The sequence below is a fragment of the Vibrio sp. SBT000027 genome, from assembly GCF_963894355.1.
GTDB classification, from domain to species: Bacteria; Pseudomonadota; Gammaproteobacteria; order Enterobacterales; family Vibrionaceae; genus Vibrio; species Vibrio splendidus.
In genome coordinates this window covers 1,703,388-1,725,538 of sequence record NZ_CAWQGD010000001.1, presented here as the reverse complement: position 1 = coordinate 1,725,538, position 22,151 = coordinate 1,703,388, and the positions used below count along the sequence as shown (strand labels likewise).

20 protein-coding genes are annotated in these 22,151 nt (G+C 43.1%); 5 read left to right on the top strand and 15 right to left on the bottom strand.

Annotated features, from left to right (window positions below; genetic code table 11):
* Positions 1–87 precede the first annotated feature (87 nt).
* Positions 88–648 carry a cysteine hydrolase family protein gene (locus AACU28_RS07300; protein ID WP_121602676.1) on the bottom strand — a complete coding sequence of 187 codons (561 nt, stop codon included), beginning with the start codon at positions 646–648 and terminating at the stop codon, positions 88–90.
* A gap of 89 nt (positions 649–737) precedes the next feature.
* Here AACU28_RS07300 and AACU28_RS07295 point away from each other — a divergent pair, with 89 nt between their 5' ends.
* A complete protein-coding gene (locus AACU28_RS07295; protein ID WP_102549156.1) occupies positions 738–1,670 on the top strand; it encodes a GlxA family transcriptional regulator in 933 nt (310 codons plus the stop codon).
* 110 nt (positions 1,671–1,780) lie between these two features.
* Positions 1,781–2,848 (top strand): helix-turn-helix domain-containing protein, encoded by a 1,068-nt coding sequence (locus AACU28_RS07290; protein ID WP_121602675.1) that lies wholly within the window; start codon positions 1,781–1,783, stop codon positions 2,846–2,848.
* Positions 2,849–2,869: 21 nt separating this feature from the next.
* On the opposite strand, the gene AACU28_RS07285 is transcribed toward AACU28_RS07290, so the two are convergent.
* The 4 genes from AACU28_RS07285 to AACU28_RS07270 form a co-directional block, all read right to left on the bottom strand.
* Positions 2,870–3,883 (bottom strand): alpha/beta hydrolase family protein, encoded by a 1,014-nt coding sequence (locus tag AACU28_RS07285; RefSeq protein WP_121602674.1) that lies wholly within the window; start codon positions 3,881–3,883, stop codon positions 2,870–2,872.
* A 124-nt stretch (positions 3,884–4,007) separates the two neighbouring features.
* Positions 4,008–5,204 carry a multidrug effflux MFS transporter gene (locus tag AACU28_RS07280; protein WP_434095979.1) on the bottom strand — a complete coding sequence of 399 codons (1,197 nt, stop codon included), beginning with the start codon at positions 5,202–5,204 and terminating at the stop codon, positions 4,008–4,010.
* A gap of 274 nt (positions 5,205–5,478) precedes the next feature.
* The gene (locus tag AACU28_RS07275; RefSeq protein WP_121602673.1) at positions 5,479–5,859 is read right to left on the bottom strand and encodes a hypothetical protein; all 381 of its coding nucleotides are present in this window, start codon (positions 5,857–5,859) and stop codon (positions 5,479–5,481) included.
* Between the two features lie 153 nt (positions 5,860–6,012).
* The gene (locus AACU28_RS07270) at positions 6,013–7,725 is read right to left on the bottom strand and encodes an RluA family pseudouridine synthase (RefSeq protein WP_121602672.1); all 1,713 of its coding nucleotides are present in this window, start codon (positions 7,723–7,725) and stop codon (positions 6,013–6,015) included.
* Positions 7,726–8,016: 291 nt separating this feature from the next.
* Here AACU28_RS07270 and AACU28_RS07265 point away from each other — a divergent pair, with 291 nt between their 5' ends.
* Positions 8,017–8,469: an NUDIX hydrolase gene (locus AACU28_RS07265; protein ID WP_121602671.1), complete on the top strand. Its 453-nt coding sequence runs from the start codon at positions 8,017–8,019 to the stop codon at positions 8,467–8,469.
* 17 nt (positions 8,470–8,486) lie between these two features.
* Here the strand turns inward: AACU28_RS07265 and AACU28_RS07260 are convergent, their stop codons facing one another.
* The 9 genes from AACU28_RS07260 to AACU28_RS07220 form a co-directional block, all read right to left on the bottom strand.
* On the bottom strand, positions 8,487–8,924 hold the full coding sequence (locus AACU28_RS07260) for a bifunctional diaminohydroxyphosphoribosylaminopyrimidine deaminase/5-amino-6-(5-phosphoribosylamino)uracil reductase RibD (RefSeq protein ID WP_102538464.1): 438 nt from the start codon (positions 8,922–8,924) through the stop codon (positions 8,487–8,489).
* Positions 8,925–9,107: 183 nt separating this feature from the next.
* The gene (locus AACU28_RS07255; protein ID WP_121602670.1) at positions 9,108–9,662 is read right to left on the bottom strand and encodes a nucleotidyltransferase family protein; all 555 of its coding nucleotides are present in this window, start codon (positions 9,660–9,662) and stop codon (positions 9,108–9,110) included.
* Positions 9,662–9,949 (bottom strand): putative quinol monooxygenase, encoded by a 288-nt coding sequence (locus AACU28_RS07250; protein ID WP_121602669.1) that lies wholly within the window; start codon positions 9,947–9,949, stop codon positions 9,662–9,664. The genes AACU28_RS07255 and AACU28_RS07250 overlap by 1 nt, the downstream gene beginning before the upstream one ends.
* Before the next feature lie 938 nt (positions 9,950–10,887).
* Complete coding sequence (locus AACU28_RS07245) at positions 10,888–11,745, bottom strand: hypothetical protein (protein ID WP_121602668.1); 858 nt, start codon at positions 11,743–11,745, stop codon at positions 10,888–10,890.
* The gene (locus tag AACU28_RS07240) at positions 11,745–12,599 is read right to left on the bottom strand and encodes an ABC transporter ATP-binding protein (RefSeq protein WP_017079596.1); all 855 of its coding nucleotides are present in this window, start codon (positions 12,597–12,599) and stop codon (positions 11,745–11,747) included. The genes AACU28_RS07245 and AACU28_RS07240 overlap by 1 nt, the downstream gene beginning before the upstream one ends.
* Positions 12,596–12,967, bottom strand: a complete 372-nt coding sequence (locus tag AACU28_RS07235; RefSeq protein WP_017079597.1) for a GntR family transcriptional regulator — start codon at positions 12,965–12,967, stop codon at positions 12,596–12,598. Before AACU28_RS07235 ends, AACU28_RS07240 begins: the two co-directional genes overlap by 4 nt.
* 222 nt (positions 12,968–13,189) lie before the next feature.
* Positions 13,190–14,935 carry an EAL domain-containing protein gene (locus AACU28_RS07230; RefSeq protein ID WP_054542458.1) on the bottom strand — a complete coding sequence of 582 codons (1,746 nt, stop codon included), beginning with the start codon at positions 14,933–14,935 and terminating at the stop codon, positions 13,190–13,192.
* An 849-nt stretch (positions 14,936–15,784) separates the two neighbouring features.
* A complete protein-coding gene (locus tag AACU28_RS07225) occupies positions 15,785–16,264 on the bottom strand; it encodes a type II secretion system protein (RefSeq protein ID WP_054542457.1) in 480 nt (159 codons plus the stop codon).
* 250 nt (positions 16,265–16,514) lie between these two features.
* The gene (locus AACU28_RS07220; RefSeq protein WP_017092912.1) at positions 16,515–18,521 is read right to left on the bottom strand and encodes a putative bifunctional diguanylate cyclase/phosphodiesterase; all 2,007 of its coding nucleotides are present in this window, start codon (positions 18,519–18,521) and stop codon (positions 16,515–16,517) included.
* Positions 18,522–19,334: 813 nt separating this feature from the next.
* On the opposite strand from AACU28_RS07220, the gene AACU28_RS07215 reads away from it, so the two are divergent.
* Together AACU28_RS07215 and AACU28_RS07210 are read left to right on the top strand one after the other, a co-directional pair.
* Complete coding sequence (locus tag AACU28_RS07215; RefSeq protein WP_004729957.1) at positions 19,335–20,024, top strand: response regulator transcription factor; 690 nt, start codon at positions 19,335–19,337, stop codon at positions 20,022–20,024.
* On the top strand, positions 20,017–21,366 hold the full coding sequence (locus tag AACU28_RS07210) for a sensor histidine kinase (protein ID WP_121602667.1): 1,350 nt from the start codon (positions 20,017–20,019) through the stop codon (positions 21,364–21,366). The genes AACU28_RS07215 and AACU28_RS07210 overlap by 8 nt, the downstream gene beginning before the upstream one ends.
* 109 nt (positions 21,367–21,475) lie before the next feature.
* Here AACU28_RS07210 and AACU28_RS07205 read toward each other — a convergent pair whose 3' ends face one another.
* Complete coding sequence (locus AACU28_RS07205; protein ID WP_121602666.1) at positions 21,476–22,012, bottom strand: GNAT family N-acetyltransferase; 537 nt, start codon at positions 22,010–22,012, stop codon at positions 21,476–21,478.
* Between the last annotated feature and the right edge of the window lie 139 nt (positions 22,013–22,151).

Below are 22,151 nucleotides of genomic sequence, written 5' to 3'. Positions count from 1 at the left end.
AGTCGTAACTGGCTTTGATAAGAAGGCTCCTTAATAGGAGCCTTTTTTGTGTTTGTAATGAACAGACTGAAAATTTGGGCTTACTTGTTAAAGAAGACTTTCAAGCTCACTGGCCGTTGCGACATTACAGTAACCAAAGCTCAGTGCAGCCATGAATGCGGCATGAACATGCGCTGCTGGAACCTTAACGCCATTGAACTCCATGTCTAAGGTTGTGCAAGCATCATGCGCTACGTGGCATTCGTAGCCTAAATCGGTAGCTGCACGAGTCACAGCATCGATACACATGTGGCTCATTGCGCCAACGATGATCAGCTTTTCAACGCCTTGCTCTTTTAGCACTTTGTTCAGTTTGGTGTCTCTAAAGCTATTGATTTGATGCTTTACTATGACTGGTTCACCGTCTAGCGGAGTCACGCTGCTGTGGATTTGAGCACCGTCTGATTCTGGTAAGAAGAACGGAGCATCAACCGTCGGAAACTCATGACGTACATGAACCACAGGAAGTTGCTTGTCTCTGAAAGCGGATAATAACTGTGCACCTTTTTCGGCTGCTTTCTCTGTTTCAGACAGCGACCATTTTGCACCTTCGTATGAAGGGAAATAGTCATTTTGAAAGTCGATAAGTAGTAGTGCAGTGTTCTTCATATTCTATACCTTTGTATTTAGTGTGTTGCGGTGTAGGGGTATTATGAATACTCTGTAGTTTTTATCGCACGTCAAAAATGACAGACTCTATGGCAATAGTGACAAAATCAGTTGTGGTCGAAATCATCGACTACCCAGGCTCTCTGCAAAGTGCCGTGTTTGGCGTGAAAGAGTTTCTGCAGATGGCAAATTCTCTTGAACCTTCGGCTGAGAAGACTCAATTCAACGTTCAGATCCAAGCACATGACAGTGTTAGCGTGTCGAACGCCGATATCATTATACTCCCACCGAATTTAGATGGTTGTTACTATCTAGAGCCGAGTGACACCTTTCTTGAGTACCTGATTGAGTCTCACCAAAGGGGGGCGATACTTTGCTCAGCTTGTGCAGGCGTGTTCATTTTGGCAAAAACAGGTTTGTTAGAAGGGCGAACCGTGACCACGCACTGGCAAGCGCAGCAGAAGTTTACGGAGCTTTACCCACAGATCGCAGTCGATATCGACAAAATCTTGATTGATGATGCGGATGTGATGACCGCTGGTGGTTTGATGTCGTGGATGGATCTCGCTTTGTTTATCCTGACCAAATACACAACGCCGACCAACACTCGTAATCTAGGTAAATATTTGGTGCTTGATACGGGGTTGAGAGAGCAACGTTACTATCAGAGTTTTGTGCCGAACTTTGCTCACGGCAATGACAAGATTGTATCGGTGCAGCGTTTTATTCAGAAGCATCATCATCTCCCTTTGTCGCTTGATCAATTGGCAGAAGAAGCCTTCATGACACGAAGAACCTTTATTCGTCAATTTACCAAGGCGACCAGTTTTACGCCTATCAATTATATCCAACACGTGCGTATTCAAAGTGCATGTGAGTTATTGGAAAGCTCCCACAAACCGGTAGAACAGATCAGCTACCTAGTGGGCTATGAGGACGTGAACAGCTTCCGAAAAGTCTTCATGAAAATCATCGGTTTAACACCATCAAGATTTCGTTCTAGATTTCTTTCTGAGGAATGATTTACCATAGATTGATATTCAATACTTATCACTCGCACTGATTCAATGGTTCACTTACTGAATATGTGACGTGATATTGAAATGATCTTTTCTCGAACATAAATGGAATTTTGATGCTCGCTATTCCCTTGCCATTTGTTGCTGCTCTTTTGTTATTTATCACGGCCGTTTTGCTTCTATATCGTTACCCACAAACAAGTCAAAAACCATTTTGGTTTATCATGTTGTGTGCATTGATGATTACTGTCGTTGGGCTACGTTGGACGTTTGATATTGCACTGTTCCGTTTCTTACAACCGGTTCTAGGGGCAAGTGTACCGGTGGCTGCATGGCTCTGCTTTGCGGGAGCTCATCGAAGTAAACCTTTGTCTCTTTTGCATTGCTTAGGCCCAGTCGTTGTTCTGGTTGGCTCCTTTTCTTATTCGTATATTTGGGATGGAACGATTGATCTATTGTTGATCTCGCTATATCTCAGCTATGGCTGCTTGTTGTTGAAATCATCGTTTAACTTCCCAGAGCACGTCAGGCTGAGTGATGTATCGAATGTTTTGTATGCTGAGCGTACGGCAGGTATAGCCTTATTGTTTTCGGCTCTCGTGGATAGCATTATTTCGTATGATATTTTGCTGCTTAACGCACAACACACCGACTTAATTCTGTCTATTGGTTACCTAGTTCTTATTCCCGCAATTGTTGGGGCTGTAGTCGTTGTGAGTACTAGCACGGCACCAATTCAGGAACAAAACCAACAGCAGAGTGAACTGACAACGTCAAACCATTATCCTGAAGCAATTGATGTATCTCCGGCATCGTCGACAAGCTTAAAAGTGGATGAAGAAGTCACGCAGATCGTCGTTAAGTTTGATGCGTTAATGAAGGATCATCAGGTGTTCAAAGATCCAGATTTGTCCCTGAATCGAGTGGCGAGAAAGCTAGGTATCCCAGCTCGAAAAATATCGTCTGCGGTTAATCAAACTCACCACCAGAACATTTCAAAGGTGATTAACGCCTATCGAATTGAGCACGCTAAGACTCTCCTGATGCAAAGTGATGAAGCGATAACTGACATCTTCCTTAGTTCAGGCTTTCAGACCAAGTCCAATTTCAATCGCGAGTTTTCAAGGATAACTGGGCAAACTCCGAGTGAGTATCGAAGTTCGCCGCAAGTGTTAGATTGAGTGTGTTTACTTTTCAGTTTATCAATTCAGAAAGCTAATGATGTCGTTTAAGATCAATTGATGTAGCTGGTCGCGTGATGTACCAACGCCATCTTTACAAATAATGCCATCGCCTGGCACTTCTTCTTCAAGCATCGGTACTGTCCCAGGTTTGCAGGTTTGAATGAAGCTGAAATGGGTAGCGCTTTCATAGACCTTATAACGTCTTAAATTAAGAGGCATGAGCTCAGCAATGTAGCCAGACTCTAATGCTTGAGGTAGGTCCCCAATATCAATCCCAGCCGCCAATATTAAGGTTGGCACTGTAATGTCATTTAAGTTGCCGACTGAGAAGCTGCGAGCAAGCCCCAGATCAAGGCTAACTACACGTCGAATTCGAGGGTCTGAAAGGTTTTTATTGCTTGGTTCTGAGGGTTGGACTTGTGATAGCCCTAATTCATCAGACAGCCCACAGGTACGCGGGTTAGGGTATATAAGACACTCGGCTTCAAAGGTCGCTCTATCTATTTTCGCTCCTGCCAATTGCATCACTGTCCAGCCTCCTAACGAGTGTCCGATTGCAGCGATATTGTTGGCGTTAACAGCTTGCTTCCATTGAACTTCGCTTAACAGGTAATCGATGGTTCGAGTGATATCTCGCGGCCTTTCCCACCACTTGGCGGCTTGCTCTGGAGATTGGTCGAAAGAGGTGGTTCCCGGATGGTCAGTGGCCGCTACGATGTAGCCACGACTCGCAAGTTCGGTCGCCAACCAGTTTTGGTTTCGCCAGTTTCCTCGGTATCCGTGTGATAGAAGTACTACTGGAAAAGTGCCTGATTGAATCTCAGCATCTTTGATGACTTGCGTACCGATGAATGCTGGGTTATCGCCAATCAAGGTTGTGTCTGATACATCTTGTGTGGGATACCAAATGGCAGTGTTTAGCGGGCGATTAGGATCGTCAGTTAAGGTGACTTGAGTGAATCCGACACCGGAAGCGATGGATGAAGCGCAAAGGAAAAGTAGGGATGTGAACAGTAAATGTATCCATTTCATGGTTTAACTCCAATTGAGGTGATTGGAGCCAATATGCGCTAAAGCCAGTGAGGGCGAGACCTCAAACACGATCGAGGACGCCTTAAATCGTGTTTGAGTACAAATTTAGCTATTTTGGATGTGCCTAATTCAGCTTATTAGTCACGAACTCTTTGTTTCTGACCATCAGCCACATCAGGCCGCCTAGCGTACCGACGGATAATTGAATAAAGCCTAGGTTTTCAATCAGTGACTCTGGGCGTATTGAAACCAACACCATGCCAAGCGAGCCACAAATCATGCTGAAGAACTGTATCAGTGCGACGGCAGAGCCCGTGTCATGATCTTGTTGGTTCAACATCAAGTTGGTGCCCGGTACTCGCATGATGATCGCCATTAATGTCGCTGGTGCTGCGATGAACATGAAGAACCAAGGGGACAGGTCGCCAATAGTTAGGGTGAAGATTCCCGCAAGCGCTAATAAAGCAAAACATCCTGAGATGACCTTTTGAACCGGCATTCGGTAGGACAACTTCATGTAAATTGTTGGACCAAATGAGGCGCACAATGCATTGAATGCGAACGCGTAACTAAACTGTTGTTCGGTCAATCCAAAGTGATCGATGTAGATATAAGAACCCGCCGCAAGAAAGCCCATCAACGCCATCGGTATGATAGAGAAAATGACCAGCAGCTTGACGAACGAGCGGTTTTTCATGACCACGCCCATTCTTCCCCATGAGCGGAATATAGAACCTTGGTATTTGTTTTCGAGTGTTTCTCGGTAGCAGCAAGCTAATACTGACGCAAATGCACCAAAAATGGCGAGCGTGACAAACATCATTCGCCAAGAAGCAATTTTCAGTAGAAAGGCACCAAATACAGGCGCAACCATTGGCGCGATGATCACCAGTGACATGATAGTCGCCATGATCTTTTCACGTTCTCGGCCGTCATAAAGATCTTTGACAATGGCGGTAGCGATAACGGTGATAGCACTGCCAGCAAAGGCTTGGAATACACGAGCGCCAATTAACTGTTCGATGCTATTGGTCATCGCGCACAGTATGCTCGCGACCATATAGCCCGCTAATCCAATTAATAGGATCGGCTTACGACCAAATTTTTCGCTGAGCGGCCCCCAGAACAAAAGACCGATGGCGTAAGTAACGAAGTAGCTGCTCAGGGTCAGGTTGACCATTGATCTGTCGGTATTAAACACCTCGACCATCTGCGGAAGTGCAGGTAAGTAAAGGTCGATGGTCAATGGAGGGAAAGCACTTATTATGACGAGAAAAAATAGCATACCGGTCTTTCCCAGTACTGGTTGTGGTCTCTTCAAGGTGGCTCTCCGTTGTCCAAGATAGGTTTCTAATTGATGTGATATTGATATACAGAAGGCTAAGGTACGTTAGACAAGAAGGATAGAGTCGTTCGAGAATATAGTGAAAGTATCGATGAGCTTATCTCTATGAGTTCGAATCTACGAAGTCGGTCTGCATACTGAATTGTATTACAAAACATTATTACTTTTATAGCTAACGAGTTCAATCAGTTAGTAGCAGGGTAGCTTGTAATCGCCTACGACACATTGTAATGATTATCGAGTTGGCTTGTTATCTTTTCTTTGGGCGCTTTTCGACTAAACCGTTACGCTCTAAACCACGTCGAACGCTGCTGCATAGTTTACCAAAGCGGCGCAGTTCTTCGAAGTTGGGGCCTTGGCCAATGGAAATACTGTGCTCCCAGTACATCAACTCATTGTCGACCATCTCTAGTAGCTTCTTAGAGCAACCCGAGCAGTTTCCTTTTGGCCCACAGATAAACGTCTCCGATTCGTAAAGTGGGAGTTCGTTTTTAACTTCTTCAATTAAGCTTAGCATTGCCAAATTTAGATTAGGCTTTTTGGTTGCTAGTGGTTTCAAGCTTGGTGCTTGCGCAGTTATCAAAGAAGAAGTTTGTGTGTTGTGGTGTAAATTCAAAGCAGCTGATGACATATCAAAGGCCTCAAGGAGAGAAGAAGGAGGGCATGCTACTCTTCACAACAAAGTGAATCTTGATGTAGTGCAATAAGCGTTGAGATATACCCAAAAGAGGTAAGAGCCACAAGCGGTGTGACTCCTTTTAAAGCTCGGTACTAATGAGAGATTTTAGAATTCAACGTCGAACTGGAATTCCATCCACTCTTTGGTGACTGGGTGGTGCAGTGCAAGTCTTTCTGCGTGTAGGTGCAGTCGGTCGGCTTTATTTCCATATAGGCCATCACCCACGATAGGCATGTTAAGCCCTTCTTGGTGTGAACAGTGAACACGTAACTGGTGTGTACGGCCTGTTTTAGGGTGCAGGTAAACCTTAGTGGTTTGCTCGTTTCGCTCAATCACTTCCCATTTGGTTTCTGCAGGCTTGCCGTGTTCGAAGCAAACAATCTGACGAGGGCGGTCATACAAGTCGCCACGCAATGGCAGTCGAATATAGCCTTCATCTTGTTCTAGCACACCTTCAATCATTGCGACATATCGCTTCTCAACTTCACGAGTAATGAACTGCTTCTGTAAGCTTTTGTTCGCACGTCGTGTTAAAGCAAATATCAGAATGCCAGAGGTCGCCATATCCAAACGGTGGATAACAAATGGCCCTTCAACATCTTGGTGCATTTCTTGAACGCGTGTGTAAGCCGAATCTTTGATGGTTTTACCCGGTACGGATAGAAAACCTGCTGGTTTGTGTACCACAACGATGTGATCGTCTTGGAACAGGATATCGAGGTCTTTGCCTTCAGCTGGGTTTTCTAGCAATGGGTTGGGATCGACTTCTAAGCCTTTCATCATGTGACCTAAAATCGGTACACACTTACTTTGGCAAGACGCGTAGTATTTCTTGTGTTTACGGATTTCCGATTTCGGTGATCGACCCCACCAAAATTCGGCCAGTGCCAATGGTGTGTAACCTTTTAAATACGCGTATTGCAAAAGCTTGGGTGCGGCACACTCGCCAGAACCTGCTGGTGGTATCTTGTTTGGCGTGTCTTCAAAGATTTGGTTCAGATCCTCAATGTTTCCTTCCGCATTCTGGAAAGCGTATTGTGAAAACAGTTTGTGCTGAAGCTGATGAGAAAGGAGTGCTCTTTGCTCTTTGAGTTCAGCTAATTGATTAGTGAACACATCAACTTTGATTTGTAACTCGTTTAGGATCTGTTCCCAGTTGAGCTTTAGGTACTTCTGCTGGTTCTTGTCAGCAACACTGGCCTTGTTAAGCTCATTATTCAGTTGTTCGAAGGCTTGTTCATCAAGGTTTTTTTTACCTTGTTCGCGTCGTTCTTTACGTGTTTTTCGGCCTTCTATAATCAACAAACGTTGCGCTTCGATCTCCTGTTCTGCCTGTGCTTTCTGTTGTGCTAACTGTTCACACAATTCAAGGTATTCAGCGTTTGCTTGCAGCGCTTTAAATTTCGCATTTACAGCCATCATGTCGGCTGTGTCTTGATGGAAAAAGCTATCGCTGCTCAACATGTCGAATACGGGCGGCACAAAGTGAGGCAGTAGGTTTTGGTCTGCGATTTTTCCAGAGAAAGCAGAGAAGTAACCCAATTCACCTTCTGGGCTTTTCACCAGTAACACACCAAACATTTTGCCGCGACCAGCGTCAGAATCTAGTCCGAAGTCATGCTGCCAGTCGGTTTGTGTTTCTAGATATTGTTGAAGCTGATGAGAGGCTATTTCACACAGTGGGTGCGGTTCGTAGTAGAACGGGAATGTGAAACGCTCAGGCAATGAATATGACTCGATCGGCTGTTGAAAACGAGTGAAGCAATGCTCAGGAGTATGGCTGTTTTCTGAGTCGTGCGTTGGTTTTGATGAGTGCATAGTCGTATTAATACTTATATCGTGGTGATAAATGGTTGTGAGTCTACTGTGTATGTTTAAAGGCTTTAAACACAGTACAAGGCGGCGATTCTACTCTTTATCGAAATACGCCTCAAATAAGAAATGGTTCTATTACAGGATAGCTAAGCGAGATGGTTAACACTGACCCCATGAGTTATGGCTTGAACTTCATTAATTGATGAGTAACTTCTCGTTTCTAATCAGAGAAGGTAACTTAACAAGTGAAGGGTGGTAGCCTTGCCGCCCTCTTATTCAACCTAAGGTAACGTGATGATTCCACTCAATACTTCGATTGTATCCGGTGTCGCTATTTCAGAGATCGACGGACAAATGAAAATGCTACTAATGAAGCGTGTGAAGGGCGAGTTTTGGTGCCATGTCGCGGGCTCGATTGAAGCGGGAGAAACAGGCTGGCAGGCTATCGTGCGCGAGTTTGAAGAAGAGACCCAAATTAAAGTGGAAGCTTTGTATAACGCGCAGTTTCTGGAGCAGTTTTACGAGGCGTACGTTAATGTAATTCAGCTAATCCCGGTCTTTGCAGTGCTATGCCCACCCAACCAAGCGATTGAACTGAATGACGAACATACAGAGTACTGCTGGTGCAATTTAGAAGAGGCAAAAGCGTTGGCACCATTCCCTAACCAACATGCCGTCTACGATCATATTTGGTCATACTTTGTCGGTAAGCCAGTCAATCCGCTTTATCGAGTCAAATTGAGCTAGCGTTGGCTGTTTAAGAGCTAAGATTTACCAAGATATGGGGTTAGAAAAGCACTCACTTGCGCTTGGCATAACCCCACATCCACCTTCACGCCGTGCGATTCAAGGATCGCAACACCACGACCATTATTGCGAGGGTCTGGGTCTAGCATCGCTACTACCACGTGTTTTACACCTGCTTTAACCAATGTATTGGCGCAAGCGGGTGTTCTGCCAACAAATGAACATGGCTCTAAAGTTACGTAAGCGGTAACCCCTTCCATTTCTCCGTCCAATCCGTCGTCATAGCTGTTGAGCGCTTCGACCTCGGCGTGGTTTCCGCCGACTTTTTGCGTGTATCCAACAGACACCACCTTATCGTTCTTCACCAAAATACAACCCACAGGCGGGTTTGGTTGGCAATCAGGTAAGGCTTGGCGCGAAGCTTCGAGTGCTTGCAGCATGTATTGTTGGTTCATGGTCGTTACTCAGTATGACGAGAGAGCGTAGCAGCTAGTCGCCACGCGCGGTTGATGAGTTGGTTAGTTACTAACTAACTTAATAAGCTAATAAGCTAATAAGCTAATAAGTTAACAAGTGGGGCATGTTCGATCTGATTGGGTTTTTAGTCAATGGTTTTAGCTTTTGAGTTTGACCGCTAGTTAACTGTGACTAATCGTTAACTTGGACCACTGGGTCAGCCAGTTCTTGGATTGTACTCTTTGATCAAAGATATCTCGGTTACGCTTTGGGTTGGGTGTGATTTGCAAATCAAACAAACTCACTAAACCAAAAGACGAAATACATTCGATGTCTCCATTGATGCTTTGCTTTACGGCGACGGCGGTCTCTTTCTCCGGCCAATAACTCATTGCATCCAATGAGCTTTGGTAAGGTTCATCCCCATTTCTAGTGTGCATGTTGGCTTGATTGCGAACTTGCCAATTCAATTCAGGTAACCGTTGTTTAAGCTGAGCCTCGTATCGAAGATCCGATTCGTAAGAGGTATCAATGGGATCAAAGTAGATCACATCAATATCATTGAGTGGAGTCGGGGAGGCACAACAATGTAGTTGATCCCAAACGAGGTTTCTCACAAAGCCCGCAGCAACATAGCACTGCGGTAAATCCAGCTGAGCGACACAGTCTAAAACCTGCATTCGTAAGGGATCTTGTTTGATCAACGTGACGATACTGTTGGCTAGCGGATGTATCATTATGATGTTGGAACATCGGTGACTTGATAATGACGAGTCACATTCTTGGAGACTTCACCCCATTCAGACGCTTTTACTCGCTGTTGGTGCGCTTCGAATGCTTCTCGGCTAGTGAATTCTTCATACACTTCAAAGCGATTAGGTTGAAGCGTGCTCTGACTGACTCGAAACACGATACAACCAGGTTCTTCCAGTGTCAGTTCTTTGTGTACAACCAAGGCTTGTGTGACGGCTTTTAGGTCGTTGTCTGGCACTAGAATATGCCCTTGCAGAATTACTTTACTCATAATTACGTCCATTTAATTTTGTCCACTACGGCTTTTTTCTATAAAAAGCTCTACCCGTTACAAACATAATCCCATTTTGATGTTGTGACGTATAGGCTAATGTGGCGATTAATTATTCACATCTAACACAGGTTGGGTTACGCTGTAACTTTATAGATAAGGTGAGTAATAAAAGATAAGATGCTGGAACTAAATCCGCGTTGGTCCGGTCTATTAAGTACGTATCATTGAACTGTATTGATACTGAAATGAATTTGTCATCTGAGAGAACTAACCTTAATTTTGAAGAGCGGCTCATAGGATTGAATTGAGCCATAGTTGATAGCTAGGTCATACTTTGATGTAAATGGTACTCAAAACTCTATAAATTTTGTGATTTGTATCATTGATCTGGACATCAAACACCGTTAGATTCGAATGGTTGGCAATAAAAATAGCTCATGAAGAGCAGTTAAAGAAAAGGAAATATCCCTTATGAAAAAAATGAGAAGAGCACAACTTCATCGCGTTCGCATCCAATACTGGAAAGACACGGCGAAAGAAGCTTCAAAGAAATAAGCTTTAAATCGTAAAGCTTTAAGATAAAAAAGCTGAAAAGCTTAATCAAATGTAAAACGCAACAAATCGATTTCATTAGTACTCTCAAGGACCTTCATCTGGTCGGCGACTAAAGAAATCATCCTCCAAAGAGCTGACAGGCATTAACAACAATGCATTCAATGTCAGCTCATTAATACCTCCTCTTAGATTCTCTTGTTGCTTCACTCTGTTACTCCTAACTAAAACCCCTCTGTCCCTTTGTTCTTGTTACCCACTCTGTATTCGCAAAGTCGTGATCAAAAAAAGCTCCCGATTTCTCAGAAGCTTTGATTTAGATTTTGATATCTGATGTGGTTACCTGCTCGGGAGAGATAACACCAACGTCAGGAGCGAATGCGTTAACGTTGGAAGAGCGTCTTCAAACTGACATCATCGGTTCGGTTCAGCTTTAGGCTCAGCAGATAGCCACCAACACCGATCAGTGCGTAAATACCTAGAGATAAAATCGGCGCTTCTGCAATCGCACTTAATGGGTTGCTTGCTATGAGCACATTCATTGGCAATGATGCGATGAGAGATAGGAAGTCATTGATGCCATAGAACCCAAAAACGGCGACAGAGAGGAACTTAATCGCATAGCTTGAGATGAAAATGACAAGTAATGGAGAGTTCACCAGCTGTGAAATCGCCAGAGTAACCGTTGCTAACGGCAGCAGAACTAACGCAATTAACATCATTCGTCCAAAGAACACCAACCAATTGCTCAGCACATAAAGCAGTGATTGCTGCTCTACTATTAATGCCAATTGTTGTTCGCTTGAAACGTTCAGTACCCAAAACAAGAAGTCAGCGAATAGAACTAATAGCGCGCAGATAGCCGGAATAACCACTAGACCGAAGCCTAGCTTCACGCCATGAGTCATGGCATTGGATACTGGCATACTTCTCCAAAACATCGAACTGCCTTCTTGGCGCTCTTTACGCAGCGTTTTAGGGATATATAGCGTCGACAGGATCAGTGAAATAAGGCCCGCGCCAAAGTAGATCACTGAGTTGAGATCTTGTGCGAACTCTCTGTGGATGTCGCTCACGTCACCGTTCACTTGCATTTCAAAGAAAAACTCATGTTGTGCTGCGCCATTAAAGAACAGACCAACGAACAGTAAGAAACCACATAACGCGACAAACAGAGGCAATCGAGTGTTAACTTTGTGCTCGATGAGTTCTTTTTCTAGCATGTAAAAACTTGGATGCATTATGCCTTCTCCATCTGTGTTGCAAGGAATAGATCTGCGAGACCAACGTTATAGATGTTACCCAGTGATTCAACCTGCGCTTTGTATTGACCTTCCAATAACCACTTAGTAGTGCCTAGCCCTGATTGTGAGGTCAGTGGGTTGAGTTTCTGAATCTCGCTTGAATGGTTGTTTGCGACTTCAATAATGAAATAGTCGCTCTCGATGTCTTCCATGCTTTTTTGCAGGACACAATGACCTTGCTTCAAAATCAGTACATCCGTTAATAGGTGTTCAATTTCTGAAACCTCATGGCTTGCAATGATCATGGCGCGTTCGCCGTCGTGGAACCATTCTAGTAGGTGGCGATAAAAAGTATCGCGGTACAGCAAGTCTAAGCCCAATGTAGGCTCATCTAAGATCAACACTTGAGTGTCAGTCGCGATGATGATCGCAAGGTGAAGTTGTACTTTCATCCCTTTAGAAAGCTGCTTGATAGTAGAAGACAACTTAATGTTGGTGCTGCTTAACGTCTGTTCTGCTTTTTGCTTGTTGAAGCTAGGGTGCACACCTTGTGTGTATCGAAGCAGTTGTTTAACCGTCATCCACTCTGGTAACACGTTAACATCTGAGATGTACGACAAGTGCTGCATGAGCTCCGCGTGCTGGTGGATAGGGTGGTAGCCGTTTACTTCAATCTCACCTTGATAGTTGTGTCCACCAAGCAGTGATTTGATCAGAGTCGATTTACCCGCGCCATTGTGGCCAAGCAGACCAAGTACTTGACCTGGCTTTAACTCAAAGCTGATGTTTTCGACACCCACTTGATTTGAATAGGTTTTGGTTACGTTTTTCACGGAAAGTAACGTACTCATGACTTGTCCTTTATATGTTGTGCTAGCTGTTTCACGAGTTCTTCGACACTCATATCAATGATGCCTAGCGTCTCAGCGATGGCTGGGATCTGTGTGTTGATGAATGATTGGTGTGCAGACTCTTTCAATTTTTGAAGTGCCCCTTCGGCCACATACATGCCTTGGCCGCGTTTTTTCTCTACCAAGTCTTCATCCACCAGTAACTGATAGCTTTTCATGACAGTAAGGTGGTTGATCTTGAGATCGGCAGCAACCGCACGCACAGAGGGTAATGCTTGTTGCTCTAACCAAACACCTTGAAGAATTTGGTCACTGATCTTTGAGGCAAGTTGCCTAAAAATCGGTTGGTCGTCTTTCCATTCGGTCATAATCAAAACTGCATGGTGATATACATGTGTATAACACTAACCTTTTTATTCGAATTGGCAAGGGTTTTATGAAAATAGATCGGATATTTTTAAGTTTGGATAAAGCATGTTTGGCGGGGAGGGTACTTGAAGCCTACGTCCTTGTGGGCTCTCAAGCAGCTGTATGAGCGATGATTATTTGAATAGGAAATGGTTGCTCGTCAAGATTTCTAGTAGGGGGGCCTATTGCTCCTCTGAATCATTGGGCCGGCTATACAGATAGCCTTGATGTAAGTTGTAGCCTAGCTGACACAAGATATATTGCTGCCTGCGCGTCTCGACACCTTCATAAATCATCGTGATATTTGATAAGCGTCCAATCTCAGAGATATTAAGCAATACACCCTGATGGTGCTCTCCTGACTCGATATCTTTAACAAAGCAACGATCCAGTTTTAGATAGGCCGGAGAGATAACATTGATGATTTCGATGTTGTTATTGCCCGTACCAAAGTCATCCAGAGCGATAGTGATACCAAGTTTTTTGATATCCTTAATGTTATCGATAACCTCACATCCATAGCCAATGTTCGAATATTCAGTAATCTCGACGACAAATTCATTCGCTTCCATCGCGGCCAAATGCTCTCTGAGCCTTGCGAAGTTCGACCCCACCAAAGCGCTCGGACACACGTTGACACCATAGATCTCATGGCTGTTGTGTAATTTGGCTTTTCTGACCGTCTCGATGAGCAAGATAGTGTGAAAGGTGAGTAAATTGGTGCGTCTCATGGTGTTGATGAAGCTTAAAACGCCAACGTTACGCACACGAGATAACAACTCGTAATACAGGACGCTGTTGTCTTCGGTGTTGATGATGGGCTCTTCTTCAAAGGAGATGTGTTTCCAACGAAACAGGTAGATCATAAAGCCCAGAATATAGGAGCGATAAAGCAGTGTGGCGAGAATCAGAGAAAGCGCAGTCCACAGTACGACAATATCGTCACTGTAAAAGGTAATGGTTGCGCCGGTTGGCAGTGGTGTTTGATAGATAGCTTTACTTTCTTCACCAAGGTTCAGAATGTAATAACCATTCTTCTGGATCGAGACCGAGTCGACTAACAGAGGCAATAGTGAGTTTTTGTATCGAGCTTCAATAGAGCGTGTAGAAATACGCACCGTAAGGTCAATGTCATGCTTAGTGTCTGCGAAACGTGAATAAGCGAAATCGGCACTATCGTAAAAGTCATCAACTTGATCAAGGTCTACCATTTTCGATCGTGTTTTGGAGATATAACATGAACCATAAGACGTAGTCATGATGACAGAATCTAGGTTGAGCGAATGCCTTAATGAGTGCACAGCCCCTTGGTTATCGCAACCATAGAGCATGATTTCTTCAGCAATATGTTTGGTGTTTTCGCTGTATTCATCTGCAATCTTCGTCGTATAAAGGATTTGGAAAAAGTAGACAACGAAGAGGAAAAATGAAGAGATGGTGAACACGGTTATCAGAGCCTTAATCAGTTCTCTATGATAGGTGTTGAACATCATTTTCAACATTTCTATCTGACTGGGCTTGAATTGATTGATGTCGTACTTTGGTGCGACGCAGTTTGTAGAGCTCTTATCGAGATCGATAAAGTAACCCACCTTATAAAGGTTAGAGATAAGTTCGCTATTATTATCTATCTTTGCTTTTTTACATAAGTTTCGATACTTCTTTCTTATTGAGGCGATGATGTTTTTTAATGCATACAAACTAAACTCTTCATCAAAATGTAATTTAAAAGACTCCTCAACATCTCGTGCAGATTGAGGGTTAGATATTGATGAGTGCTCAATAAGGTATTTGAATACAAAACTCTCTTTACTATTAAGACTTTCCTCTGATATCTTATTGCTGTTGTTCTTGATGTATATTTTTTCTTCATTGTAGATCAGTTGCAAGCTCTCATTATTGTTGTTTATATTGAAAGAACAGTGCATGGCTCAACTCCTAAGCGACAGTTATTATATTTATGTGATTGATGTGTATTGGCTGGGATTTTCATTCAACCTAAGAGTCCTTTCCAAATAATATAACCAAAATGTCACCATTTTCTCTTAAGATGTTGATACTAATCGCAGAATTTGGGCTTGAATGAAAGGTTATGGAGATGTTCATCCAAAAGTTGAATTTATAAATGAAAGCCAATGATTTACAAGGGATAAAGGGGATTTATCCATTTGTTTTGGTATTTATCCATTTCACCGCTTCTATGTGGAAGGTTTAGCTACTGGATTTAGAGGTTTCTAATGTAGCTTTTGATGGTATTCATTCGGTTTATTGATGTGTGAGATTTATCAGAATTTTTCAGGATAAACTTAGATTATGTCAACTTATGTAATGTTAATATAATTTAATTGAGACATGATTTTAGTAATTTAATTATATGACTAGATGATGGAATTGATAATATTGTATTTTGAGTTTGCTTTATTTGTATTCTTACGTCTTATTAAATAATGAAAATTTTAGGTGGGAAGTTTTAGATAGCACGAGGATGATATTTTATTTATATATTTATACCTATCTATTTACGAAAGGTGTTTAACCAAAACACTGTTGATATCTATATCAGACATGCACCTATGTAGATCTTTACAGGCTAATTATAAAAAATAAGATATGAATTAAGTTCATGTTATAACGTAAACAGCACTTAAAGATGTAAGTAGCAACAACTTAACCCTATTCGTATTATTTTTGAACAAATTTATCGTAACCACATGATATTCAAAGAGCTGTCTCGATGGCTTAGCTCTAACTTCTGAATGAGTAAAATCGTTGAGTATTTAACATGCGCCATCAAGTACGACGATTTGAGGTTCTTTTTCTGGTTGATAGAGTACCTGACAAAAGTCACCTTCAGGTGAATAGGTGTAGTTATCTGCGTCAAAAGAGATAGCAGCTACTCTTTCGGCATTGCTGCCAGGATCGACTTCTTTGTTGATCACGTGAAGCTCTGTTCTGTCGATATTGAGCAGTCTTCTTAGTGAATCCACATAAGCTATTGGGTAACCATGACAGACGTAGTAGGTTTCAATTTCCGTTTTTTCTACATAGTTGCACTCTCCCTCAACGCCAGCAATCGCAGACTTGGCGTAGATCATATCGATACCGGTACGTAGGTTACCCGCTACGTCGTGTATTTTACTCGCACGGGCGCTTCCTTGAACGTTTAAGAACTTGGCCATAGCCGTGGCAGACAGGATAGCCAAAATTAAGACAGCGATGATAAGTTCTAAGAGAGTGAAGCCGTTTTGTCTTCTCATATTTACCGATTATTTGATCTGATTTAGGGGCTGCATGAGGGTAATCTAAATACCAAAGCCATTACAGAAGGTAGGTATATCTGTTATATGGCTTATAGGTTGATTTTTATCAATAATTACATAATAAACAATGCTTTAACTTCGGTTTGTCGTTGTTGGCCGCAATGTAAGCATACGTAAGCGTTGATGCGGGTATCACTCTCTGGACTACGAAGTGTTCAAAAACTCTAACTTATTGATAAATAAGTTTTTAAATGTCTATTAATCGACCCGTTAAAAATTGTCTTTCGACTTCATTTGACGGGATGGGCTTACTAAACAAGAACCCTTGAAGATACTGGTATCCACAATCGATCAAGAACGCTTTTTGCGTTTCGGTCTCGACGCCTTCAGCAACTACTTTTAGCCCCAGTTTGTCGCAGATAGCATGGGTGGCTTGGACTATTGCTTTGCTCCCTTTGTGCGAACCATGGACAAAACTTTTATCGAGTTTAACAGTGCTAATTGGCAAGTCATGCAACATTGAGAGCGAGGAGTACCCTGTACCAAAGTCGTCAAGGTGAAGTTCTACGCCCAATTTTGATATATCACTTAATGCTTGTCTGACTTCACCATGCTTGAAGATCATCGAAGACTCGGTGATTTCAAGGGCAACGCTTTGAGGCTGGATATTGTAGAAGTTCAGCATTGCCGATAGCTGTTCGGCAAAGGTAGCGTGCATCTGAATGCTCGAGATATTGATGCTCATCATCAACTCATGATCAAACTCTCGTTGCCACATCGATAACTGTTTGAGTGCGGAATTGAGAACCCATTTTCCGAGAGGAACTATTTGCCCACTTTCCTCCGCTAAGGTAATAAATTCGTCAGGAGCGATGTCACCAAGTTCTTCGTCCGACCATCGAAGTAAGGCTTCAAATCCTTTCACCTTGTCGCTGTTAGTGTTCATTATCGGTTGGTAATGAAGGTTGAGGTCGTCGTTCTCTAAGGCATGCGTGAGTCGATGACGGATCTCTACCTTGCGGTGAAGGGTTTGTGCTAAGCAAGGTGTAAAAGTTTGAAATCGATTTCGTCCATTTGCTTTGGCCATATGCATCGCCATACCCGCTTGCTTGAGCAGGGACTCTTGATCGACGGCATTATCAGGGAAATGAGCAGTACCGATGCTGCAACCAACAGACAAGGTGCCAATTCCTCTGATGTGGAAACTCTTGTTCAAGGCTTCAATAATACGCGAGCAGAGCAGCGGGATATTGTGATTTCGACAGGCGTGGGCAATCACAATGAATTCGTCGCCACCAAATCGACCGATCATGCACGTCTCGTCGACGAGGTGTTTAAGACGTTCGCCAACCTGCTTAAGTAGTTGGTCACCGACACTGTGTCCATAAGTATCATTGACCAATTTGAAGCCATCAAGGTCGACAAACATCAACTCAAAGGGCGAGCGATAGGCAATACTGGTTTCTAGAAGGTTGGTGATCCCACGGCGATTATAAAGCTCAGTTAAACAGTCGTGCTCTGCGTTGTATCTGGCTTTGATCAGTTTCTCTTTTTGTTTAGTTGTACAGGTGAGGTTTAACAGAAGCTCGCTTTTATCAAATAGCCATTTTCCTTGAACGTCAAAATGATGGGTTTTGTTATCTATTTCGCAGCTGACTTCTTCTAAAATCTCGCGGCCTTTACGCGCAGCAAACAACCATTGTGCTGCTGTCTCTTCACTTGAAACGAAGTCGGATAGAGTGCTAAACGGTGAGCCATAGTTTTGAAAGAATGCGGAGTTAGCACTCACTACGTTTCCTGAGTTATCAAATAGAAGGGAGAGATTTGCGCCATCAGAGCAAGCTAAGTCGTGCTTTAGGCTGCCTTCTTCGGCAATGACTTGTACCAACATTCCAGTTCGACCGTCGGGCAATGGGATCCCAGAAAATAGGCATAATGCACGTTTGGAAATGTAGTTTGGCGTGAAGTTCCACCATGTTTTGATGCTTTCGTTACGTAGAAATTGTCTTTGGTATTCTTCCAGTGTTGCTTCTATCGCTTTTGACATCTCGACACTAAAGTCACGTGATGTCAGCTCAAACATCGACTCAGACTCCCAGAGGGGGAGGGCGTTACTATTTGCCCAAGTTATTCTTTTATTATCAATGTCATATATCCAAATAGGACACTTGAGGTGCTCGAAAGGTTGATAATTGGTCATCATATTGAACTCGGTGAACTGATGTGTTGGTCGAACAGTGCCTACCGAGATCATGCATTCAGTAGGCGCTTATCAAATTGAATTCTGGTCTTCAACAGTCGTTAAAAAGCCGTGTTGAAGAAGAAAAAGGTGCTACAGAAAGGAGTGCACTATAGAACCCACAGTTGAAGGCCATCTTTTGACGAATGTTATTTTTGGCGCGACCTGAATGTTTATCCAAGAAATGACCTGCGCTTGAATCGAATTCACTATTTCTTGTTTATTGCTATCAGCTAATAACTGCGTTGAAAATAAAGCGGTGCTGGTCAGTAACAGTGAAAGCGGTTTATTCATCTTAAAGTGGACCCTGTGAGGTAGTGGTGATTAGCAAATGCTGGATCGAATTATCAATTTCATCAATATTACTTGAAGAAGATATTGCTTAATAGCGCCTGCCGAGGCCTTGAAAATGTAAAACACTGGCTGGTGGGTAACGTAATCGATTTCCTTCGACTGTCGAACGCTAGAGTCGGATTTTAAACCTCTAAATATGTCATTTGTCAGTGATATTAACCGCCAAGTCATTACTATTTGGAGGGTTGATTTGATTGGGTTTTGTAAATGCCTTAAATGTAAGTGTGAGTAAGAAAATAAAGCAAACGTAAGCGTTGTATGGGCAATTAAAACACCGTGAATATCGAGTTATTGATGGCCAACCTTCATAAACCAAGGCGTACTGGCGGTTAAGCACTGCGTTTTGTAAACGTGTATGTACAAAAGTGATTACAATGTTTTGCGTACGGTAAAATTGAGGCTCGAATCACAACATTGATGATATATGAGCAGTATATATACTGCCCTCGCTTTTAATAAATACTGGTGATAGTAATGTCGAAAACCAAAGTGCTCATTGTCGAAGATGACCAAGAGATAGCTCGTTTAACTACGCTTTATCTAGAAGCTGAAGGCTACGATGTTAGCGTTGTTCATGAAGGGAATTTAGCACTTGAAGCGATCCGCAGTATTGAACCTGATTTAGTGCTGTTGGACTTGATGCTTCCGGGCATGAGTGGCGCTCAAATTTGTCGTCAGGCTCGTGAGTTTTACAATGGAATAATTTTAGTGTTGACCGCCTCAGCAGATGAAATGAGTGAGGTAAGCTTATTTAAGTTTGGCGCGGATGATTACGTTGCAAAGCCTATTCGTGGCCATGCCTTGTTGGCGCGAATTGAAGCGTTATTACGTCGAGCTGCTCCTATTGCTATCGCGCCGGAAAAGACGGCTGAAAAGCAATGCGATATTGTGATCAACAATATTGCTCAAAGTGCCACTCTGTATGGGCAAAATCTTAAGCTTACTTCTGCTGAGTTTGAAATCTTAAACCTTCTTGTGAATAACATCTGTCAAGTCGTGACTCGAGACCAGTGCTGTCAGTTGTTTCGAGGAATTGACTATTCGTTTAACGACCGCTCGATTGATATGCGAGTGTCTGGTTTACGCCGGAAGCTACGTATTCACGCAAAAGACAAGCAGTTGATCCGTACGGTTCGCAATAAGGGGTACATGTTGGTTGCGTAAGTTCATTGCTACGAAACTTCGCTCGGTTTCGATGTTTGCTCGTTTATACCTTGGGATTGTGACTGGGATGTCGGCAACGATATTCTTGTTTTTGAACCTTGGTGAAGGGCACATGCGACGCACCGAGATCGAAACGTTCCTTAACGATGGCATTTACTTTGCTGAGCAGTATGTTCGCCAACACCATCAGGAAAACTCGCTATATAAAGAGCTCGATAGAACAGGCTACCAACAATTTTATATCTTCAATTTACGCCTGTTGAAAAATTGGTCGGGAGAAGCGCCTTGTCAACGATGTGAGTTATATACGACCTTGAACGGTGTACCGATATACCTCAGTGACAACAATCTCTATTCGGCGGTGTTTCAGTTGCCAAATTCAGAATCTAGCTTTGCGTTCAGTGAGGTAGGGGACTTCTTCTCTCCTGAGATTGAATGGTATGAGGATTCAGAAAGGCACTTTTTGTTAGGGCTGTTACTGGCTGTTATTGTGGCGATTGGCGCAAGTGTTTACTTACCTGTGAGGCGTTTTCAAGAAAGAATAGAGCTATTGGTTGAGAAGCAAAAGCAATTTGGTAAGGGGAAGCTCAGTACTCGATCTGACTTGGACGACATCCACCCCGTTTCTGATTTGGCCAGAAGCTTTAACTTCATGGCTGAAGAGATAGAGAGCAAAGTAAAACAAAGCCATATCTTTGCGCAAGCTATCCCTCATGAGGTACGTACTCCGTTGAGTCGTATTCAGCTGGCGACCGATATTTTGAGAAGGGGAGCCCCCGAGAAGCAGCAGGTTCTTTTCGATGATATTGATACCTACATTGAGGATATCAACGAGCTCACCTCAGAAATTATCATGCTGTCGAAATTGAATGTCATGGATAACTCTTTCTTTGAACTGGTAAAAGTAAGAGCGAACTTACTTGAATATTGTTTAGACCGGATTCGTTACTCCGAACTGGATAACGTGATCTTCGAATCAAATGTAACGCAAGATTGCGCCATTAAATGCGACTGCTCGATGGCGCGTTTGGTGTTTGATAACATTCTTAAGAATGCAGGCAATTACACGCAAGACAAAGTATGGATGACTCTGGATGAGAACTCAGAAAATTGGCTGGTTCTCATTGAAGATAATGGTTCTGGAATTCCAGAAGATAGGCGTGACGAAGTATTCCTTCCGTTTTCTCGCTTGGACTCTAGCAGAACCTCAACCACCGGTGGTTTGGGTTTAGGCCTCGCGATTGCAATTTCAGCGGCTAAAAAGCTTTCTTGGGATATCAAAATCGACGACAGCAACCATGGTGGAGCTAAGTTCAGTATCGTGATTCCTAAGACCGTATAACTGGGCGCTCTGAGAGCTACTTAGGTTCTAGGTTCGTAAAATAACAAAGCCACGGTTGAATACCGTGGCTTTTTAGTATGCTCATTTACATAATAGTGACTGCTTAGGCTTAGAGCTTAGATCGATGAAGTCCATAAATGGCGTGGTCTACGATGCGGCCATTCAAGTTCTCATTACGAGTTATAATACCTTCTAACGTGAAATGTAAGCGCTCACAAACTTTACGGCTGCTCATGTTCTCAGTGGCAGCTGATATTTCAATCTTTTCCATATCTAACTCATTGAAAGCAATATCAATCAGTTTTTCGACCACACGGGTGACTATTCCTTTACCTTGGTATGATTCAGACAGCCAGTAGCCTATCGTGACTTTCTGTTTGTTGTGGTCAATGGTGTTGAAGCTACAGTTACCGACGATATTGTCTTTATACACAATCGCACATGTCATGCTTTGGCCTTCCGCATAATCGTGTAGCGAGCGCTGGATGAAGATCCTAAAGTCTTGCTCGGTTTTACAATGTGGCGGCCACACGAGCCATTGGCTTAGGTACTCATTCTGACTTTGTGAGATTTCCGCATAGTGAGAAGCGAAACTCTCTTCAACCAATGCGATGGATAGTTCATCATCGATAATCGTTTTAAACATGTCTTTCCTTTTCTTTTAGCTGATGATTTAGTGATTTTTGGTCGGCAGACTATAATGTCGCATGATTTTCAATATGCAACCACTTGTAGCACGGATTTTTCGTGATACGTTAGTTCTATCACGAAACTCATTAAACCTT

Bases quoted from the DNA above. Each gene is read 5' to 3' on its own strand.
- AACU28_RS07300 (WP_121602676.1), bottom strand. From the start codon at position 648: ATGAAGAACACTGCACTACTACTTATCGACTTTCAAAATGACTATTTC.
- AACU28_RS07295 (WP_102549156.1), top strand. From the start codon at position 738: ATGGCAATAGTGACAAAATCAGTTGTGGTCGAAATCATCGACTACCCA.
- AACU28_RS07285 (WP_121602674.1), bottom strand. From the start codon at position 3,883: ATGAAATGGATACATTTACTGTTCACATCCCTACTTTTCCTTTGCGCT.
- AACU28_RS07275 (WP_121602673.1), bottom strand. From the start codon at position 5,859: ATGTCATCAGCTGCTTTGAATTTACACCACAACACACAAACTTCTTCT.
- AACU28_RS07270 (WP_121602672.1), bottom strand. From the start codon at position 7,725: ATGCACTCATCAAAACCAACGCACGACTCAGAAAACAGCCATACTCCT.
- AACU28_RS07265 (WP_121602671.1), top strand. From the start codon at position 8,017: ATGATTCCACTCAATACTTCGATTGTATCCGGTGTCGCTATTTCAGAG.
- AACU28_RS07260 (WP_102538464.1), bottom strand. From the start codon at position 8,924: ATGAACCAACAATACATGCTGCAAGCACTCGAAGCTTCGCGCCAAGCC.
- AACU28_RS07255 (WP_121602670.1), bottom strand. From the start codon at position 9,662: ATGATACATCCGCTAGCCAACAGTATCGTCACGTTGATCAAACAAGAT.
- AACU28_RS07250 (WP_121602669.1), bottom strand. From the start codon at position 9,949: ATGAGTAAAGTAATTCTGCAAGGGCATATTCTAGTGCCAGACAACGAC.
- AACU28_RS07245 (WP_121602668.1), bottom strand. From the start codon at position 11,745: ATGCATCCAAGTTTTTACATGCTAGAAAAAGAACTCATCGAGCACAAA.
- AACU28_RS07240 (WP_017079596.1), bottom strand. From the start codon at position 12,599: ATGAGTACGTTACTTTCCGTGAAAAACGTAACCAAAACCTATTCAAAT.
- AACU28_RS07235 (WP_017079597.1), bottom strand. From the start codon at position 12,967: ATGACCGAATGGAAAGACGACCAACCGATTTTTAGGCAACTTGCCTCA.
- AACU28_RS07230 (WP_054542458.1), bottom strand. From the start codon at position 14,935: ATGCACTGTTCTTTCAATATAAACAACAATAATGAGAGCTTGCAACTG.
- AACU28_RS07225 (WP_054542457.1), bottom strand. From the start codon at position 16,264: ATGAGAAGACAAAACGGCTTCACTCTCTTAGAACTTATCATCGCTGTC.
- AACU28_RS07220 (WP_017092912.1), bottom strand. From the start codon at position 18,521: ATGATCTCGGTAGGCACTGTTCGACCAACACATCAGTTCACCGAGTTC.
- AACU28_RS07215 (WP_004729957.1), top strand. From the start codon at position 19,335: ATGTCGAAAACCAAAGTGCTCATTGTCGAAGATGACCAAGAGATAGCT.
- AACU28_RS07205 (WP_121602666.1), bottom strand. From the start codon at position 22,012: ATGTTTAAAACGATTATCGATGATGAACTATCCATCGCATTGGTTGAA.